Source organism: Kribbella sp. NPDC050459 (genome assembly GCF_040655315.1).
In the GTDB taxonomy this organism is placed as follows: domain Bacteria; phylum Actinomycetota; class Actinomycetes; order Propionibacteriales; family Kribbellaceae; genus Kribbella.
Genome location: NZ_JBFAJQ010000002.1, coordinates 445,845 through 461,724, shown reverse-complemented (window position 1 = coordinate 461,724; position 15,880 = coordinate 445,845). Strand labels below are relative to the sequence as shown.

The 15,880-nt window shown below is 69.2% G+C and carries 20 protein-coding genes and 1 pseudogene; 8 read left to right on the top strand and 13 right to left on the bottom strand.

Going from position 1 to position 15,880, the window contains the following annotated elements; genetic code table 11:
* Positions 1 to 71: 71 nt before the first annotated feature.
* Positions 72 to 434, bottom strand: a complete 363-nt coding sequence (locus AB0I12_RS08080) for a helix-turn-helix domain-containing protein (RefSeq protein ID WP_359926260.1) — start codon at positions 432 to 434, stop codon at positions 72 to 74.
* Between the two features lie 77 nt (positions 435 to 511).
* On the opposite strand from AB0I12_RS08080, the gene AB0I12_RS08075 reads away from it, so the two are divergent.
* Positions 512 to 1,120 carry an NAD(P)H-binding protein gene (locus AB0I12_RS08075; RefSeq protein WP_359926258.1) on the top strand — a complete coding sequence of 203 codons (609 nt, stop codon included), beginning with the start codon at positions 512 to 514 and terminating at the stop codon, positions 1,118 to 1,120.
* Positions 1,121 to 1,202: 82 nt separating this feature from the next.
* Here AB0I12_RS08075 and AB0I12_RS08070 read toward each other — a convergent pair whose 3' ends face one another.
* From AB0I12_RS08070 to AB0I12_RS08025, 10 genes and pseudogenes are all read right to left on the bottom strand, one after another.
* Positions 1,203 to 2,321: an aromatic ring-hydroxylating dioxygenase subunit alpha gene (locus AB0I12_RS08070; protein ID WP_359926256.1), complete on the bottom strand. Its 1,119-nt coding sequence runs from the start codon at positions 2,319 to 2,321 to the stop codon at positions 1,203 to 1,205.
* A gap of 7 nt (positions 2,322 to 2,328) precedes the next feature.
* Complete coding sequence (locus AB0I12_RS08065; RefSeq protein ID WP_359926253.1) at positions 2,329 to 2,778, bottom strand: SRPBCC domain-containing protein; 450 nt, start codon at positions 2,776 to 2,778, stop codon at positions 2,329 to 2,331.
* The gene (locus AB0I12_RS08060) at positions 2,775 to 3,125 is read right to left on the bottom strand and encodes a metalloregulator ArsR/SmtB family transcription factor (RefSeq protein ID WP_359926252.1); all 351 of its coding nucleotides are present in this window, start codon (positions 3,123 to 3,125) and stop codon (positions 2,775 to 2,777) included. Before AB0I12_RS08060 ends, AB0I12_RS08065 begins: the two co-directional genes overlap by 4 nt.
* A gap of 40 nt (positions 3,126 to 3,165) precedes the next feature.
* Complete coding sequence (locus tag AB0I12_RS08055) at positions 3,166 to 4,359, bottom strand: glycoside hydrolase family 64 protein (protein WP_359926250.1); 1,194 nt, start codon at positions 4,357 to 4,359, stop codon at positions 3,166 to 3,168.
* Between the two features lie 194 nt (positions 4,360 to 4,553).
* Complete coding sequence (locus AB0I12_RS08050) at positions 4,554 to 5,111, bottom strand: DinB family protein (protein WP_359926247.1); 558 nt, start codon at positions 5,109 to 5,111, stop codon at positions 4,554 to 4,556.
* Between the two features lie 47 nt (positions 5,112 to 5,158).
* Positions 5,159 to 6,328, bottom strand: coding sequence for a DNA recombination protein RmuC (locus AB0I12_RS08045; protein WP_359926245.1), 1,170 nt, complete (start codon positions 6,326 to 6,328; stop codon positions 5,159 to 5,161).
* A 93-nt stretch (positions 6,329 to 6,421) separates the two neighbouring features.
* Positions 6,422 to 6,895 (bottom strand): annotated as a pseudogene (locus AB0I12_RS08040) (methyltransferase); the annotation flags it as partial.
* A gap of 15 nt (positions 6,896 to 6,910) precedes the next feature.
* On the bottom strand, positions 6,911 to 7,393 hold the full coding sequence (locus AB0I12_RS08035; protein WP_359926242.1) for a methyltransferase dimerization domain-containing protein: 483 nt from the start codon (positions 7,391 to 7,393) through the stop codon (positions 6,911 to 6,913).
* A 31-nt stretch (positions 7,394 to 7,424) separates the two neighbouring features.
* Positions 7,425 to 8,192, bottom strand: a complete 768-nt coding sequence (locus AB0I12_RS08030) for a polysaccharide deacetylase family protein (protein ID WP_359926240.1) — start codon at positions 8,190 to 8,192, stop codon at positions 7,425 to 7,427.
* A 75-nt stretch (positions 8,193 to 8,267) separates the two neighbouring features.
* The gene (locus AB0I12_RS08025; RefSeq protein WP_359926237.1) at positions 8,268 to 9,134 is read right to left on the bottom strand and encodes a DUF817 domain-containing protein; all 867 of its coding nucleotides are present in this window, start codon (positions 9,132 to 9,134) and stop codon (positions 8,268 to 8,270) included.
* 67 nt (positions 9,135 to 9,201) lie between these two features.
* On the opposite strand from AB0I12_RS08025, the gene AB0I12_RS08020 reads away from it, so the two are divergent.
* Entirely contained in the window at positions 9,202 to 9,723 is a 522-nt protein-coding gene (locus AB0I12_RS08020; protein ID WP_359926235.1) for a GNAT family N-acetyltransferase, read from the top strand.
* 44 nt (positions 9,724 to 9,767) lie between these two features.
* The gene (gene ychF, locus AB0I12_RS08015) at positions 9,768 to 10,844 is read left to right on the top strand and encodes a redox-regulated ATPase YchF (RefSeq protein WP_359926232.1); all 1,077 of its coding nucleotides are present in this window, start codon (positions 9,768 to 9,770) and stop codon (positions 10,842 to 10,844) included.
* Between the two features lie 38 nt (positions 10,845 to 10,882).
* On the opposite strand, the gene AB0I12_RS08010 is transcribed toward ychF, so the two are convergent.
* Positions 10,883 to 11,149: a helix-turn-helix transcriptional regulator gene (locus AB0I12_RS08010; RefSeq protein WP_359926229.1), complete on the bottom strand. Its 267-nt coding sequence runs from the start codon at positions 11,147 to 11,149 to the stop codon at positions 10,883 to 10,885.
* Between the two features lie 45 nt (positions 11,150 to 11,194).
* Between AB0I12_RS08010 and map the strand changes: the two genes are divergently transcribed.
* Positions 11,195 to 11,968 (top strand): type I methionyl aminopeptidase, encoded by a 774-nt coding sequence (gene map, locus AB0I12_RS08005; RefSeq protein ID WP_359926228.1) that lies wholly within the window; start codon positions 11,195 to 11,197, stop codon positions 11,966 to 11,968.
* Positions 11,968 to 12,327, top strand: coding sequence for a hypothetical protein (locus AB0I12_RS08000; RefSeq protein ID WP_359926225.1), 360 nt, complete (start codon positions 11,968 to 11,970; stop codon positions 12,325 to 12,327). Before map ends, AB0I12_RS08000 begins: the two co-directional genes overlap by 1 nt.
* On the opposite strand, the gene AB0I12_RS07995 is transcribed toward AB0I12_RS08000, so the two are convergent.
* Entirely contained in the window at positions 12,324 to 13,295 is a 972-nt protein-coding gene (locus tag AB0I12_RS07995; protein WP_359926222.1) for a WYL domain-containing protein, read from the bottom strand. The genes AB0I12_RS08000 and AB0I12_RS07995 overlap by 4 nt on opposite strands.
* A gap of 62 nt (positions 13,296 to 13,357) precedes the next feature.
* Between AB0I12_RS07995 and AB0I12_RS07990 the strand changes: the two genes are divergently transcribed.
* The 3 genes from AB0I12_RS07990 to AB0I12_RS07980 are packed head-to-tail and all read left to right on the top strand — an operon-like array spanning position 13,358 to position 15,860.
* Positions 13,358 to 14,326, top strand: coding sequence for an ATP-binding cassette domain-containing protein (locus AB0I12_RS07990; RefSeq protein WP_359926221.1), 969 nt, complete (start codon positions 13,358 to 13,360; stop codon positions 14,324 to 14,326).
* Positions 14,323 to 15,078, top strand: a complete 756-nt coding sequence (locus AB0I12_RS07985; RefSeq protein ID WP_359926218.1) for an ABC-2 family transporter protein — start codon at positions 14,323 to 14,325, stop codon at positions 15,076 to 15,078. The genes AB0I12_RS07990 and AB0I12_RS07985 overlap by 4 nt, the downstream gene beginning before the upstream one ends.
* Positions 15,075 to 15,860: an ABC-2 family transporter protein gene (locus AB0I12_RS07980; RefSeq protein WP_359926215.1), complete on the top strand. Its 786-nt coding sequence runs from the start codon at positions 15,075 to 15,077 to the stop codon at positions 15,858 to 15,860. The genes AB0I12_RS07985 and AB0I12_RS07980 overlap by 4 nt, the downstream gene beginning before the upstream one ends.
* The last annotated feature ends 20 nt before the right edge of the window (positions 15,861 to 15,880 follow it).

Below are 15,880 nucleotides of genomic sequence, written 5' to 3'. Positions count from 1 at the left end.
CTCACTCAACTCGGTCAGCCTTGAGATGGCACGACCCGAAGGAAAGGTTGAGTGAAGCGAGCTGGATCTTCTCAGGCGGTCTCGTCGTACTGCCGCTGGGCCTTGGTGATCGCGGGCATGTGCGTCTCGGCCCAGTCGGTGACGGCGGCGATCGGTGCGGTCAGGGAGGCGCCCATCGGGGTCAGCGTGTAGACCACGCGCGGCGGGATCTCCGGGTAGACCTCGCGGGTGATCAGGCCGTCGCGCTCCATCCGGCGCAGGGTCTGGGTGAGGACCTTCGGCGCGACCCGGCCGATGCCGTCGCGGAGCTCCGTGAAGCGCAGTGGGCCGCCGCGCAGGCTCAGCACCACGAGCACCGTCCACTTGTCGCCGATCCGGTCCAGGATCGCGCGGGTCGGGCAGTTCGGGTCGAAGGCGTCGCCTTTAGTTACCACAAGGTACTTATAGCACGTTGAAGTAGCCAGTTACCAATAGATACCGTTGGTCGCAGGTCAACGGACAAGGAGCAGAGATGAAGATCGCGGTGTTCGGCGTGAGCGGGATGGTCGGCAGCCGGGTGGCGGCCGAGGCGGTGAGCCGGGGCCACGAGGTGGCCGGCGCGACGCGCTCGGGTGGCGAGGTGCCGGACGGCGTCCGCGCGGTGCAGGCGAGCGCGAACGACGTGGCGGCGGCCAAGGAGTTGGCGGCGGACGCGGACGTGCTGGTCGCGGCGATCGGGCCGAGCCGGACCGGCGGCGACCACCAGGAGTACCTGGACGCGGTCGACAACCTGATCGCCGCCGTGCGGGGGACGGCGACGCGGCTGCTGGTCGTCGGCGGCGCCGGCAGCCTTGTTGTCAACGGCAACCGGGTGGTGGACGGGCCGGACTTCCCGGCCGAGTACAAGGGCGAGTCGCTGACCGTCTCGCAGGCGCTCGAGAACCTGCGCGCCAGCGACGTGAACTGGACCATGCTCTCGCCGGCGTTCGTGATCGCCCCGGGCGAGCGCACCGGCGTCTTCCGGCTCGGCCAGGACGAGCCGGTCGGCGAGCACATCTCCGCCGAGGACTACGCCGTCGCCCTGGTCGACGAGGCCGAGACCGCGGCCCACAACCAGCGACGTTTCACGCTGGGCTACTGAGCCTGTGGATAACCGAGCGTGCGGTCGGTCGATTCCTTGTACGCTTAGGCCAAAGGAAGAACACGCGCCGCCGCCGCGATCGTTACTGGATGCTTAGGGGCTTGCCGAGGTAGCCGCGGGCGAGCATCGTCACCCACTGGTAGACGGCGTCCTCCGCGGGCGCCAGCGGTCCGGGACGGAAGTGCGGGGACTCCGCGCCGCGCTGGACCGACTCGCAGGCGGCCCAGTCCTCGCGGTTCGTGATGTCCCAGAACTCCACGGCGTACGACGGATCGCTCACCTCGGGCCGGAAGTACCACGAGCACTCGATCGCGGTCAGGCCCGGTGTGCGGGGCTCGAGCCGATGGGTCATGACGTAGTCGGGGTGCAGTGAGATCAGCAGGTTCGGGAACAGCCCGAGGTAGTTGACCTGCCGCGGGTTCACCCCGTCGATCGGTATCCCGAGCGACCGGCCGTCGAGCGACATCGTCTCGGCGTCCGGGCGCAGGTCCATCAGCCCGCCGACCCACGCGCCGGGCAGGTTCCAGTTGTCGCCCGACGTCGGCGGCGACACCTTGCACAGCTCGGGATGGATCAGCGGGCAGTGGTAGCACTCGTGGTAGTTCTCCACGATCGTCTTCCAGTTCGCCGCCACGTCGTACGCGTGCCGCGCCTTCAGCGCCAGGGTTTCCGGCGCGTACGGCGCCACCAGGTCGGTGATCCCGCCGAGATGGTCCGCGAACGACGCCGCCGTACCGGTTGCGTTCACGAACAGCCAGCCGTGCCACACCTCGGTCGGCAGCTCGACCAGACCATACGGTTCGGTACTGAAGGCGTCGCCCATCCGGGGCGCGGCCTTCACCGAGCCGCCCAGCTCGTACGACCAGCCGTGGTACGGGCACACCAGGGCGGGGCGAGTGCCCGACTCCGCGCGCTCCAGCAACTCGTGTCCGCGATGCCGGCACACGTTGGCGAACGCCCGCGGCACGTCCCCGAACGTGATGACGGTCGCGATGTCGCCGACGGTCACCTCGCGGTACGTCGTACCGTCGGAGAGCTCGTCGACGCGGCCGAGGCAGGTCCAGGTGCCGGCGAAGAAGTGCCGGCGTTCCCAGGCGAGCACCTCCGGATCGACGTACGCCGCCCGCGGCAGCATGACGGACTCGCCATGCGGCCGCAGCGAGGCTTCCAGGGCGCGTGCGTCGAGGGGAGGATTCGCCATTCCCCAACTATCGAGCGTGTTCTACGTACTTGCCCAGTACGTAGTCCCAGCCGGTGTCGTAGCTGAGCCGGGCCCGGCCGCCGTCACCGCGGCGCTCCCAGCCCGAGTGAACGAGCTGGACCTGCGTGCCCTCACCCGTCGCCTCGAACGTCACGGTGACCTGCCCGGCTTCCGACGGATCCTGGCCGGGGTGCCAGCTGAAGCTCAGCGACGCCGGCGGTTCCCAGTGCGACAGCGTGCCCCAGGTCGCGATCTCGCCGTCGGCGCCGTACTCGACGATGCGCCCGCCGACGGCGCCTTCCAGCCGGACCTCGTTCGCCGCCGCTGCGCCGACGGAGTGGCTGAACAGCGGCCACCACGCCGACGTCTCCGCGGTGAACGCCTCGAACGCCCGGTCCACCCCGACCGGCACGACGACGGTCTTCACCAGTGGTGAGATGTCTTGTTCCACAGTCATTCCCGTTCCTCCTCGGTCCGCTTGACCGTCCGCTGCACATGGTCGGCGTACGCCTGCAGCGCGTCGCCCCAGAACCGGTCGAGCCAGCTGCGCAGCTCGTCGAGACCGGCCTGGTGGACCCGGTAGATGTTCCGGGTCCCGCGCGACTCGTGCTGCACCAGACCGACCGCGCCGAGCACCTTCAGGTGCTGCGAGATCGCGGGCCGGCTGACGGGCACGCGCTCGGCCAGTACGCCGACCGAGCACGGCCCGCCGGTGCGCAGCGTCTCGAGGATCACCCGGCGCGTCGGGTCGCCGAGCGCGTCCAGCACCGGTCCGGCGGCTTCGAGTGATCCGTAAGTTCCCACGAACGGTAAGCTGCCACTAACCAAGGAAGGAGTCAAGCCCTCAGCTGAACGGATCCAGGATCAGTCCGGCCTGTTGCGGGTTCCCGTCGTGGACGAGCGCCTCGTGGTTGCCGACGTCGTCGAAGGCGAACCCGTACGCGTGGCCGTCGGCCATCTGGGAGTGGATGATCTTCGAGTACTGGTTGGTGACCGCGTCCTGGTAGAAGTTCGCGTCGCTCGGATCCGGCTGGTTCGGGTTCGTCAGCAGGGTGGAGCGGTTGTAGCCCGCGCACAGGGTGCGGGAGATCGGGCCGCGGACCTGGTCGTTCGGTGCGTCGAGCAACTTGAAGCAGCCGAACACGCTGGCCGAGTCCGGTTTCTGGAACGAGGTGACGACGGCGCCGGAGCTGTTCGTGAAGTTCATGACGCCGCCGGACACGCGACCGAAGTACTTCGTGTTCGGCTGGTCGCCGAACGGCGTGACCGTCAGCGTCTCCGAGCTGTACTTCGACCAGACGCGGTTGATGTAGTCGTCCATCGTGCTCGCCGGAAGCGCCCCGGTCTCGACGCCGTACAGCGGCGAGAGCGCGCGGAGGACCGAGCCGTCGGGCGCCGTCTGGATCAGGCCGCCCCAGCCGCCCGCGGTGTTGCGGAGCGTGTTGTAGACGGCGTTGTAGCCGCCGGGCTTGAGGTGGCCGGTGGTCTTCGTGGTCCCGTCGGCGCCTTTCACGCTGACGGCGTACGGCGCGGAGACCATGTCGACCTGCGTGCTGTTGATCCACAGTCCGCCGTCGTTGAGCGTGTACTCCGACCAGTGGAACAGGATGTTCCGGTTCGGGTCGCTCGGGTTCTGTACGGCGGGCTGGACGAGGCCGCCCGTGGTGAGTTTGAAGACGAGTTTCTGGCCGTAGGAGAAGTAGACGCGGCCGGAGAACTTCGGCATCTGGATCGTCGTCGACTGACCGTTGGCCGGGCCCTGGATCGAGGCGTCCGGCGCCGGGGTCGGCGGGTTGCCGCCGGCCGGCCAGGCGTGGAAGGCGCCGGACGCGTCGGCCCAGCCCTGCTGGCCGGTGGCCAGGTTCGTGCCCAGGTTGTAGATGTAGACCGGGTCGCCACGACCCGAGTTGTTCGTGATCGTCAGCGGGATCGTCGCCGGCACAGCCGCGTCCGCCGGCCGGTCCGGGACCGCCGAAAGCACCCCGGCCACAGCCGCCGCAGCCGCGACGACACCCAGCACTCTGCTTCTGAAGCGCATCTCGTTTCTCCTCACGTCGCCTGAGAGAGCGCTCTCATCGTTCCGTGAGAGGACCACCGACTGTCAACAGCTCGCTACTGTCGGCTTTCCGACAGGCGGGCCCGGATCGCCAGGCCATCACAATCGCCGGGTAGGCGGGGCTGCCGCGCTCAGATGCGCCGAGTGGGAGCGATTGTGGTGGCCTGCAGATCCGTTCAGGACTGCGGGATTCCTTCGCCGGTGAGGCCGTCGATGGATTCGCGGATCAGGTCGGCGTGGCCCGTGTGCCGGGCGTACTCCTCGATCAGGTCGACGAGGATGTAGCGCAGGCTCGGCGACGCGCCGCCGCGGCCCTTCCAGTTGGCGAGTTGGTCAACACCGCCGACGGCGAGAACCTCAGCGACCGCGGCGCGGGAGCGGGCAACGGCTGCCTCCCAGAGCGCCATCAGTTCCTCGGGGGAGTCGTCGGCCGCGCTGCCCCACTCCCAGTCCGGGTCCGCGTCCCAGTCGACCGTGTCCCACGGCGCCCCGTACTCCTTGCCGAGCAGCCGGCGGGTGAAGTAGTCGTCCTCGACCAGCGCCAGGTGCTTGAGCAGCCCGCCGAGCGTCACCGTCGACGGCGGATGCTGCTTGTTCAGACCGGCAGCGTCCAGGCCGCCGCACTTCCATGCGAACGTCCGGCGGTTGCGCTCCAGCGCCCCGAGCAGCGTGTCGACCTCGCTTCCGGCGACGGGCGGCTCGGCGAGCGGTTCGGTCTGGGTGACGTCGTTCATGGCGAGCACGCTAGCCCAGGTTCCGGACGATCGGCGTCCGGAACTGGTCAGCCCGTCTGGGACGGTGGCCACCTTCGTGTCGTCGGCGACTCGTCGAGCGCCACGAACTCGGGCGCGGTGAGCGGACGCACGGACGCCTCGATCGACTCCATCGCGGTCAGCTCGGCCTCGGTGACGTGCAGGTCGCGGAGTTTGCGCGCGGTGATGAACACCCGGCGCTCGAACGAGCCGACCGTCCCGTTGTAGGCCTCGACCGCGGACGTCAGCGAGCGCCCGACCCGCCCGAGATGGTCGCCCATCGTGCCGAGCCGCTCATACAGCTCGCGGCCGAGCTCGAAGACCTGCTGGGCGGACTCGGTCAGCGCCGACTGGTTCCACGCGTACGCCGCTGCGCGGAGGGTGGCGATCAGCGTCGTCGGCGTCGCGAGGATCACCCGGCGCTCGGCGGCATACTCGAGGAGGGCCGGCTCGATGTCGAGCGCCGCGGACAGGAACGACTCGCCCGGCACGAACAGGATGACGAACTCCGGCGACGGCGAGAGCCGTGTCCAGTACGCCTTCGAGGCCAGCTGGTCCACGTGCGTTCGCAGGTGCCGGGCGTGCGCCCGCAGCCGGTCTTCGCGGTGCGCCGCGTCGTCGGACTCGCTCGCGTCCAGGAACGCCGCCAGCGGCACCTTCGAGTCGACGACCAGGTTCTTGCCCTCGGCAAGTCTCACGACCAGGTCCGGCCGCAGCACACCCTCCTCGCCGAACGTCGTCGTCTGCTCGGTGAAGTCGCAGTGCGCAACCATGCCGGCGAGCTCGACGGTCCGGCGCAGGTGCAGCTCGCCCCACCGGCCGCGCACCTGCGGCTTGCGCAGCGCGGTCGACAGCGACGCCGTCTCACGGCGCAGCGCCTCGCCGCTCATCCGCACCTCGTTCACCTGCTGATGCAGCTGGCTCTGCCAGGCGGCGCGGCCCTGCTCGAGCTGGTTCAGCTGCGCGTGCAGGCGATCGAGAGCCTCCTTGACGACGGCCTGCCCGCCCATCTGCTGCCCGACGCTGGTCCGCTCCTGGGTCAGCTCGACGACCCGGTCCTCGGCCGCGTCACGCTCGGCGGTGATCCGCGCCAGCGCGGCGCCGTCCCGCCCGCGCACCCACAGCACGCCGAACACAGCACCCAGCAGCAGCCCCACCACGAGGAAGAGCAGGATCAGCAACACCGTCGTACCCGTCATGTCACAGATAGTGCCGAACCCCGCCGACAGTTTTGGGCAGATCGGGCCCGGAGTTCCGGGAAAGTACCGGAAGAAGTCCGGTTCGGTTCCGGATCAGCGAGCGGCGGCCTCGATGACGAACGTCGTGCTCGCGGTGGCGACGGTGCCGACCAGGTCCAGGCCGGCGGCCGCGAGCAGCGCGGCGTACTCGTCCGTCGTACGCTCCCGGCCGCCGGTCATGATCAGCATGTTCAGGTCGGAGAACGCCGTCCGCACCGGATCCGGCGAGCGGTCCAGCAACTGCTCGACGAGCAGCACCCGCCCGTCGGCCGGCAGCGCCTCGCGGCAGTTGCGCAGGATCGCGATCGACTCGGCGTCCGCCCAGTCGTGGATCACCGACTTCAGCACCAACGCGTCCCCGGCCGGAACGCTGTCGAAGAAGTCGCCGCCGGCCACCTGGAACCGGTCGGTCGACGCCCCCGCCACGACCTCGGGCTGGTCGAAGAGCACGCCCTTGACCGCCGGGTAGCGCTCGAGGATCCCGAGCAGCAACCGGCCGTGCCCGCCGCCGACGTCCACCACGGTGCCGTAGCGGCCGAAGTCTTACGCCGCGACGACCGCCTCGGTCACCGCGTCCGCCATCGACGTCATCGCCGCGTCGAACGCGTTCTGTTCCTCAGGATGCCTGGCGCGGTACTCCCACACCGGCTCGCCGTGCACGATCGAGAATGCCGTCTCGCCGGAGCGAACGCTCTGCTCCAGGGCGGCTTGCGTCTGCCAGTAGGAGCCCGTCCCGATGAACCGCGCCCATCCGGCGACCGAGCGTGGCGCGTCGACCCGCAGTGCCGCGCCGAGCTCGGTGTTCGCGAACGTGCCGCCGTCGTCCGTGTAGAGGCCGAGCGCGGTCAATGCGCGCATCAGCCGGCCCAGCGACGGTACGTCGGCGCCGGTCGACTGCGCGAGCTCGGACAAGGTCTGCGGGCTGGTGGCGAGCACGTCGCTGATCCCCAGCCGGGCGGCGACCGAGATCGCCTGCGACACCTGGTACCCGCCGATCAGGCGGAGCAACTCCCGGGAAGCGTCCATGGCCCATGGTGCACCCGGGAGGGCGGGCCGGTCAGCAGTTCATCGCGGGGAACGAGTAGCCCTGCGCCTTGAGCAGCGGGAGGACCTTGTCCAGGGCAGCGACGGTCTGCGCGCGGTTACCGCCGCCGTCGTGCATCAGGATGATGTTGTGGTTGTGCGCGTGGGTGAGGATGTTGTGCACGATCGCGTTCGTCCCCGGCCGGGCCCAGTCGCGCGGGTCGACGTCCCAGAGCACCTGGACCATGCCGGCCGCCAAGATGTCGGCGCGGACCTTCGGGTTCGACGCGCCGTACGGCGGGCGGAAGCAGGTCGACTCCGGCCCGTCGAAGATCTCGTGGTGCCGCTTCGCGGGCGAGACCGCGGTCAGCTGGGCGTGCGTGATCGAGTGGCTGCCGATCGTGTTGCCGGCAGCAAGCACCTGCTCACGTAGCCCGGGGTGCGCGGTCTGCATCGAGCCGAGCTCGAAGAACGTCGCGTGCGCCCCGTGCTTGGCCAGGACCTGCAGGACCTTCGGGGTCCAGACCGGATCCGGCCCGTCGTCGAAACTGAAGAACAGGACCTTCTTGTTGCCGGTGGCAAGCGCTGCGGTCGGGTCCGGCGCCGGCTTGCGCGGCTTCGACGGCGGCGCGTTCAGCGTCGGCGTCTCGGTCGGCGTCGGGACCGGGGTCGTCGTGGTCTGCGTGGTGGCGGCAGCCGGTCGTGGTTGCTCTTCGTGCCCGAGTGCCAGGACCAGCAACGAACCGGCGACGACAACCAGCGCCACTCCGGTCGCGACGAATGCTGCGAACTTCCGGGACATGACTTTCCCCTTGCAGATCAGGCGGATCTTCCCCAGTTGCGCCCCCTCAGGCGCCCTCACACAAGGGAAGACGCCTTACCCCTCAGGCTGGTTGGCGCTGCTGTGTTGCGGTGAGATCTCGACTGTCGCGGCACCGCCGCGGTGGTACAGCCGGCCCTCCAGCGACTTCACGCTGGCGACCAGCACGAAGCTCATGCTGACCAGCAACGACCAGGCGCCGAACTTCGCCGGATGCACGAGCCGCCACACACTCACCTGGTCCGGATAGTTCCACGCGTCGAGGAACGTGCCGAAGTTCTCCGCGATCCACAGGAAGAACCCGATCAGCGCGAACGACAAGGCCAGCGGCATCCGGTACCGGCGGACGCCGACGGTGAAGAAGACCCAGGTACGACGCAGCACGACGAGCAGCGCGAGCGTGATCGGGATCCGCAGGTCGGGGATCCAGTGATGGGTGAAGAAGTTCGCGTAGATCAGCACCGCGCCGATCGTGGTGAGCACCGGGCGGTAGTTGCTGACCCGCAGGTCGAAGCGTCGCCACGCCTGGCAGATGTAGCTGCCGACCGCGGCGTACATGAACCCGGCGAACAGCGGCACCCCGGCGAACTTCGTCACCGCGTCGCCCGGGTACTGCCAGGAGCCGACCCGGACCTTGAACAGCTCCAGCCCGAGCCCGACCAGGTGGAAGCCGAAAATCACCGCCACCTCGCGCCACGTCTCCAACCGCACCAGCCAGAACAGCAGCGTCAGGCCGAGGCAGTAGATCAGCAGGGCGTCGTACCGGGCGATCGGCAGGTCGACGTACTTCGAGATCGCCAGCCCCGCGAACAGGAACGCCGGGAACAGGCACGACACCATCTCCAGCCACCCGAACCGCAGGAATTGCAGGCATCCGAACACGAAGCGTGAGGGCAGTCCGATCCGGTCGGTCCATGTGGTCACAGACTGGAGACGTTCCTTGCGATCGCCTGGTTGGGCCGAATATGAACAGCCTTGGGAGGTGGCGGGGATGGTGGTGTTCGAGACGGACCGGGTGCTGGTGCGCGACTGGTCGGAGGCCGACGGCGACCGCGTGTTCGACATCTACCGGCGCTGGGAGGTGTCCCGATGGCTGGGCGCCGAGCCGCGGGTGATGAGCGACCGCGGGGCCGCGTCGAAGGCCATCCAGCGCTGGAACGAGCGCAGTCGCGAGGCGCCGTACGGCGTCTGGGCGGTGGAGGAGCGGGCCACCGGGACGATCGCGGGGACCGTCCTGCTGGCGCCGCTGCCCGAGCCGACGGACGGGACCGCGGGCCGCGGCGAGGTCGAGGTCGGCTGGCACTTCCACCCGGACGCGTGGGGCCGCGGCCTGGCGACCGAGTCCGCGCGGGGCGCGATCGAGCACGGGTTCACCGCGGGGATCGGCCAGATCTACGCGGTCGTCCGGCCGGACAACGTCGCGTCGCTGGCGGTCTGCAACCGGCTCGGCATGCGTGCGATCGGCCGCACGCACCGCTGGTACGGCGCCGCGCTGGAGGCCTTCCTCATCTAGCCGGATTGGGGTAGTTGGGGTTCCCCCGCGTAACCTTGACGCCCGTGGCACTCACCATCGGAATCGTCGGGCTCCCGAACGCGGGCAAGTCCACCCTGTTCAACGCACTGACCAAGAACGACGTGCTCGCCGCGAACTATCCGTTCGCGACCATCGAGCCCAACGTCGGCGTGGTCGGCGTCCCGGACCCGCGGCTGGCCAAGCTCGCCGAGCTGTTCAGTTCGCAGAAGGTGATTCCCGCCACCGTGCAGTTCGTCGACATCGCCGGCATCGTCCGCGGCGCGTCGGAGGGCGAGGGGCTGGGCAACAAGTTCCTCAGCCACATCCGTGAGTCGGACGCGATCTGTCAGGTCACCCGGGTGTTCCGCGACGACGACGTCACGCACGTCGACGGCAAGGTGTCGCCGGCCGACGACATCTCCACCATCCAGACCGAGCTGATCCTCGCCGACCTGCAGACCGTCGAGAAGGCGATCCCGCGGCTGGAGAAGGAAGCCCGGCTGAAGAAGGAGAGCGCCGTCGTCCTGGAGGCGGTCCGGGAGGCGCAGAAGCACCTCGAGGCCGGGACGCCGATCATCGCCACCGACGTGGACCGCGACGCGATCCGCGAGCTGATGCTGATGACCGCCAAGCCGTACCTGTACGTCTTCAACTGCGACGCCGACGAACTGGCCGACGAGGACCTCAAGCAGAAGATGCGGGACCTGGTTGCGCCCGCCGAGGCGATCTTCCTGGACGCCAAGTTCGAGGCCGAGCTGGTCGAGCTCGGCGACGAGGACGAGGCCCGCGAGATGCTGTCCGAGATGGGCATCGACGAGCCCGGTCTCGACGTCCTCGCCCGGGTCGGGTTCGACACCCTCGGCCTGCAGACTTACCTGACCGCGGGCCCGAAGGAGTCCCGCGCCTGGACGATCAAGCGCGGCGCCACCGCCCCCGAAGCCGCCGGCGTCATCCACACCGACTTCCAGCGCGGCTTCATCAAGGCCGAGATCGTCTCCTACGACGACCTGATGGACGCCGGCTCCATGACCGCCGCCCGCTCCGCCGGCAAGGTCCGCATGGAAGGCAAGGACTACATCATGCAGGACGGCGACGTCGTGGAGTTCCGCTTCAACGTCTGAGGCGGAAGCGTCGGAAGGACCCGGAACTGCTTCGACGCCTAGGAGACGAGTCGGTTCGGCTCGGGCTGGTTGATTTCGGACCAGAGGGTGTCGAGGGATAGGCCTAGGACGTCGGCGATGGCGGCGATGGTGGGGAAGGCGGGGGTGGCTACCCGGCCGGACTCGATTTTGCGGAGGGTTTCGGGGGAGACGCCGGCGTCGAGGGCGGTCTGGAGCATCGAGCGGGTGCCGCGGGCGCGGCGGAGCAGCGCGCCGAGGCGTTCGCCGCGCTCGACTTCTGCGGGGGTGAGCGGCAGCCTGACCATGGTCCGATGATAGTACCGGGATAGTTTGGCCGGTATAGTTATTGCATGATCGAGATCTTGGACAGCCGGCAGCTGGCGCAGGCGAAGGAGACCGGCGCGCTGGTCGGCGGCATCCTGCAGACGTTGAAGAGCCGGACCGCCGTCGGGACGAATCTGCTGGACATCGACCAGTGGACGAAGGGCCTGATCGCGGCCGCCGGCGCGCAGTCCTGCTACGTCGACTACGAGGCGTCGTTCGGGCGCGGGCCGTTCGGTCACTACATCTGTACGGCGGTCAACGACGCCGTGCTGCACGGGAAACCGTCCGACTACCAGCTCGCCGACGGTGATCTGCTGACGCTCGACCTCGCCGTGCTGCTGGGAGGCGTGGCGGCGGACGCGGCGATCAGCTTCGTGGTGGGCGAGTCCAAGGCGCCGGAGGATCTTGCGATGATCGACGCGACCGAGCGCGCCCTCGCCGCGGGGATCGCCGCCGCCGTGCCCGACGCCCGGATTGGCGACATCTCGCGCGCGATCGGCGACGTGCTGAGCAAGGCCGGGTATCCGATCAACACCGACTTCGGCGGTCACGGCATCGGGTCGACGATGCACCAGGACCCGCACGTCTCGAACACGGGTCGTCCCGGGCGCGGTTACAAACTTCGTCCCGGTCTGCTGCTCGCCCTCGAGCCGTGGGTCATGCAGGACACCGCCGAGCTCGTCACCGACGAGGACGGCTGGACCCTCCGGAGCGTGACCGGCTGCCGCACCGCCCACACCGAGCACACCATCGCCATCACGCCTGATGGGCCGGAGATCCTCACGAAGCCGAGTGCCTGATGCTCACGCCGATCCTCGCGACGTCCGACCCGTACTCAGCCGCGGACGAGTTCGTCGCTAACGGCTGGACCCTGGCGTACGCGACGCCAAGGGAGTCCCGGGACCCGCTCGCGGTGGTGGAGTTGCACGGTGGGCAGGTCATGCTCGGTGTGGACTCGGAGCAGTTCCTGCCTGTTGCGGCCCGGGACCTTCGCGGAGCGGGCGTGCAGTTTTACGTCGAAGTGCCGGCCGAAGCGATCGAGAAGGTTCACGCGGCGCATCGGGAGGCGGGGCCGATCGAGCAGCGGCCTTGGGGTGTGCGGTCGTTCGTGGTGCGCCTCGCCGCGTACAACTTCATGATCGCCACCGCGCAGGGCTAGTGGGAGCCGGCCACTAGCCGGGCGGCCTCTCGGACCATCGTGATGAGTTCCGGGGGTGCGACGACCTGGGCGGCGCCGGCTTGGGCCAGGACGGCGGCGCAGGCTTCGTGGGGGTTTTCGAGGTCGGTGTGGATGATCCACCAGTCGTTGTCGGCGGGGAGCATCGGTTGGAGGGGGCGGAAGCGGCGGACGGCGTGGTCGCGGACCTTGAGGACGATCGGGTACGACGGGCGTGAGGCCTGGAACTCGCGCTGCGCCCGGGCCCAGTACGTCGCCAGGTCGAAATCGGCCGGCCGCGTGAAGGTGTCGTCGGTGAGTTCGGCCGAGGTCAGGCGCGACAGGCGGTAGGTGCGCAGCCGGCCGTCGGTGCGGGCGGCGACCAGGTACCAAGTACGCGCCTTCGCCACCAACCCGAGCGGCGCCACAACGAACGGCCCACGCCGCCGCCTATCGCGGTCGGGCATCGCGCCGTCGCCTGCCGCTGTGGTGTCGCCGTAGGTGATCTGCAGGTGGCGTTCTTCCCAGACGGCTTGGCGGCAGAGGTCCAGCCAGCGGGGGGTTTCGCGGCGGTCGTCCCAGCCGGCGTGGTCGATGAGGAGACGTTGGCGGGCGTACTCGGCCTCGCGTCGGGTGCCGTCGGGCAGGGACGCGATCAGCTTGGTGACGGCCAGTTCGCTGGAGGCGTCGAGGCCGAGGTCGGCGAGGACGTGTGCGGTCGCGCCGACGAACACCGACATGACCTCCGACGGCGTCAGCCCGGTCAGCCGGCTGCGGTAGTCCGGCAGCATCGTCCACCCGCCGCCCCGGCCGCGGATCGAGTACACCGGCACCCCGGCGAGGCTGAGCGCGTCCAGGTCGCGCTGGACCGTCCGTGGTGACACCTCGAGCGCGGCGGCCAGTTGCGCGACCGTCGACCGGCCGCGTGTCTGCAGGTTCAGCAGCAGTCGGAGGAGCCGCTCGGCGCGCATTCTCCGACTATCTCAGGAAAACAAGCCATCAGCTGTCGTCTTTGCTTCCTACGGTCGGGCCCATGAGTGCAGTCGAGGTGGAGAACCTCTCGATGTCCTACAAGGCCCCGGTGCGCAAAGGCGGGCTCCGCGCGGCCCTTGGGTCGCTGGTACGCCGCGAGTACAAGACCGTCCAGGCCCTCGATCAGGTGTCGTTCACGATCGCCCCGGGTGAGGTCGCCGGGTTCATCGGGCCGAACGGCGCCGGTAAGACCACGACGATGAAGATCCTCTCCGGGATCCTCTACCCGACCGGCGGCGAGGTCCGGGTCCTCGACCACGTCCCGTGGCAACGCCGCTCCACGTTCCTGAAGCGGATCGCGTTCGTCCGCGGGAGTCAGCCGGTCGGCGGCTCGCAGGAGCTGACCGTGATGGACTCCCTGGAGTATCAGCGCCTGCTGTACGACGTGCCGCGCGCGACGTTCCGCCGTACCCTCGCCGAACTCGAAGCGCTGCTCGACCTGGAGCCCCTGCTGGAGCGCCAACTCCGCGCGCTCAGCCTCGGCGAGCGGATGCGCGTCGGCCTCGCGATGGCGCTGATCTATCGCCCCGAGGTGCTGTTCCTCGACGAGCCGACGATCGGCCTCGACGTCAGCGCCGCGAGCCTGATTCGCGAGTTCGTGCGCGAGTACGTCGAGCAGAGCGGCGCGACTGTCCTCCTGACCAGCCACTACATGGCCGACGTCGCGTCGCTGTGTCCGCGGCTGATCCTGATCGACCACGGGCAGGTCCAGTACGACGGCCCGCTGGCGGAACTGTCGGCGCGTCTGTCGCCGTACAAGCTGATCCGGATCTCCGCGGCGGAGGATCCGTCGGCGTTCGGGGAGGTGGTCGAGAAGGCCGACGGCCAGTGGGTCCTGCGGGTGCCGCGGGACGAGGTCGCGGGCACGACCGCGCGGTTGCTGCAGGCGCTGGAAGTGGTGGATCTCGCGGTGGAGGAGCCGCCGCTGGAGAAGGTCATCGACCAGGCGTACCGGGAGGGGCTGCGATGAGAACTGCCGTACTGCTGGGGTTCCGGCTCCGTCAGGAGGTGCTGGAATGGTCCGGCGCGTGGTGGTTCCTGCTGACGCTCGTGGTGCAGGCGGTGGTCGCGCCGCTGATCGGGTTGTTCGTCTGGTCGGCGGTCTCTCCGGACGATCCGGCGATCGGGCGGTACTACACCGCGGTCATCCTGGTGACGCTGATGACCGAGTCGTTCGAGCAGCACACGTTTTCCGAACGGATCTACAACGGCACGCTCAGCCACGAGTTGCTCCGGCCGCAGCCGGTGGTGATCGGCGTGATCGGGATGAACCTCGCGATCCGCGCCTGGCTGACGGCGCTCGGCGCACCGATCGTGCTGCTCACCGGGATCGCCCTGCAGGTCGGCTTCGACTGGCCGGCCGTGCTGCGGAGTGCGCCGTACCTCGTGCTCGCCGCGGTCCTCGTTTTCCTCTGGACGTTCCTGTTGTCGCTGACCGCGTTCTGGACGGATCGGGTGCATGCCGTGGTCGGGTTCGGCAGCCAGTTGGTGTTCTTGTTCGGCGGTACGGCGGCGCCGATCGCGTTGCTGCCGGACGGGTTGCGCCGGGTCGCGGAGATGCTGCCGTTCTACGGGATGATCGGCCTTCCGGCGGAGATCGCCGCCGGGACCCGAGCTGGTGGATCGCTGCTCTACCAGCTGGCGTGGGTGGTCCTTCTGGTCGGCGTGGTCGCGGTCCTGTGGCGGGCCGGCGTCCGGCGGTACACGGCGGTGGGCTCGTGAAACCCCTTCGTCTGCTGGCGGCAGGCTTCTCGATGTCGCTGCGCCGGAGCCTGGCGTTCCGCGTCAACCTCGTCTTCGACGTGCTGCTGGCGTTCACCGGCCTGGGTACGGCGATCGCGGCTGTGCTGATCGTGTTCAGCCGGGCCGACTCGCTGGCGGGCTGGTCGAAGGCGGAGTTCCTGGTGCTGATCGGGACGTATCAGCTGATCACCGGTCTGCGGACGACATTCATCGACCCGAACCTCGCGTGGTTCCCCGAGTCCGGCATCCGCAACGGGAAGCTGGACGGCTATCTGTTGCAGCCGGCGTCGAGCCTGTTCCTGTCCAGCCTGTCGCAGTCCTCGCCGCTGCAACTGATCCAGGTCGTGCTCGGGGTCGGCGTGCTGAGTTGGGGGATCGGAGTGGCCGATCGGCCGCCGAGCGCGGGCGGCGTGGTGAGCTGGTTGGTGCTTGTCGTGGCGGGAACGGTGGTGACGTGGGCGTTGAGCGTACTGCTGGCCTGCCTGGCGTTCTGGGCGCCGAAGCTGCAGCTGGACGTCTTCTACCACTCGGCCTGGCAACTCGGCCGCTACCCGACGGATGTCTTCGCCCGCCCGCTCCGAGTCCTCCTCACCTACGTGTTCCCGATGGCGCTGATCGCGAGCGTCCCCTCATCCGCACTACTCCACGGTGCCCAACCCTCAACGATCCTCGCCGGCGTCACCGCAGCAGCCGGCACCGGCGCGCTGGCATTCCTGACCTGGCAAGCGGGCCTGCGGCGCTATACCGGCGCAACGTCGTGACGCTCTCGACAGGACATGTG

Coding starts and splice junctions, on each gene's coding strand:
- AB0I12_RS08075 (WP_359926258.1), top strand. CDS start 512: ATGAAGATCGCGGTGTTCGGCGTGAGCGGGATGGTCGGCAGCCGGGTG.
- AB0I12_RS08070 (WP_359926256.1), bottom strand. CDS start 2,321: ATGGCGAATCCTCCCCTCGACGCACGCGCCCTGGAAGCCTCGCTGCGG.
- AB0I12_RS08065 (WP_359926253.1), bottom strand. CDS start 2,778: ATGACTGTGGAACAAGACATCTCACCACTGGTGAAGACCGTCGTCGTG.
- AB0I12_RS08055 (WP_359926250.1), bottom strand. CDS start 4,359: ATGCGCTTCAGAAGCAGAGTGCTGGGTGTCGTCGCGGCTGCGGCGGCT.
- AB0I12_RS08050 (WP_359926247.1), bottom strand. CDS start 5,111: ATGAACGACGTCACCCAGACCGAACCGCTCGCCGAGCCGCCCGTCGCC.
- AB0I12_RS08045 (WP_359926245.1), bottom strand. CDS start 6,328: ATGACGGGTACGACGGTGTTGCTGATCCTGCTCTTCCTCGTGGTGGGG.
- AB0I12_RS08035 (WP_359926242.1), bottom strand. CDS start 7,393: ATGGACGCTTCCCGGGAGTTGCTCCGCCTGATCGGCGGGTACCAGGTG.
- AB0I12_RS08030 (WP_359926240.1), bottom strand. CDS start 8,192: ATGTCCCGGAAGTTCGCAGCATTCGTCGCGACCGGAGTGGCGCTGGTT.
- AB0I12_RS08020 (WP_359926235.1), top strand. CDS start 9,202: ATGGTGGTGTTCGAGACGGACCGGGTGCTGGTGCGCGACTGGTCGGAG.
- AB0I12_RS08010 (WP_359926229.1), bottom strand. CDS start 11,149: ATGGTCAGGCTGCCGCTCACCCCCGCAGAAGTCGAGCGCGGCGAACGC.
- map (WP_359926228.1), top strand. CDS start 11,195: ATGATCGAGATCTTGGACAGCCGGCAGCTGGCGCAGGCGAAGGAGACC.
- AB0I12_RS08000 (WP_359926225.1), top strand. CDS start 11,968: ATGCTCACGCCGATCCTCGCGACGTCCGACCCGTACTCAGCCGCGGAC.
- AB0I12_RS07995 (WP_359926222.1), bottom strand. CDS start 13,295: ATGCGCGCCGAGCGGCTCCTCCGACTGCTGCTGAACCTGCAGACACGC.
- AB0I12_RS07990 (WP_359926221.1), top strand. CDS start 13,358: ATGAGTGCAGTCGAGGTGGAGAACCTCTCGATGTCCTACAAGGCCCCG.
- AB0I12_RS07985 (WP_359926218.1), top strand. CDS start 14,323: ATGAGAACTGCCGTACTGCTGGGGTTCCGGCTCCGTCAGGAGGTGCTG.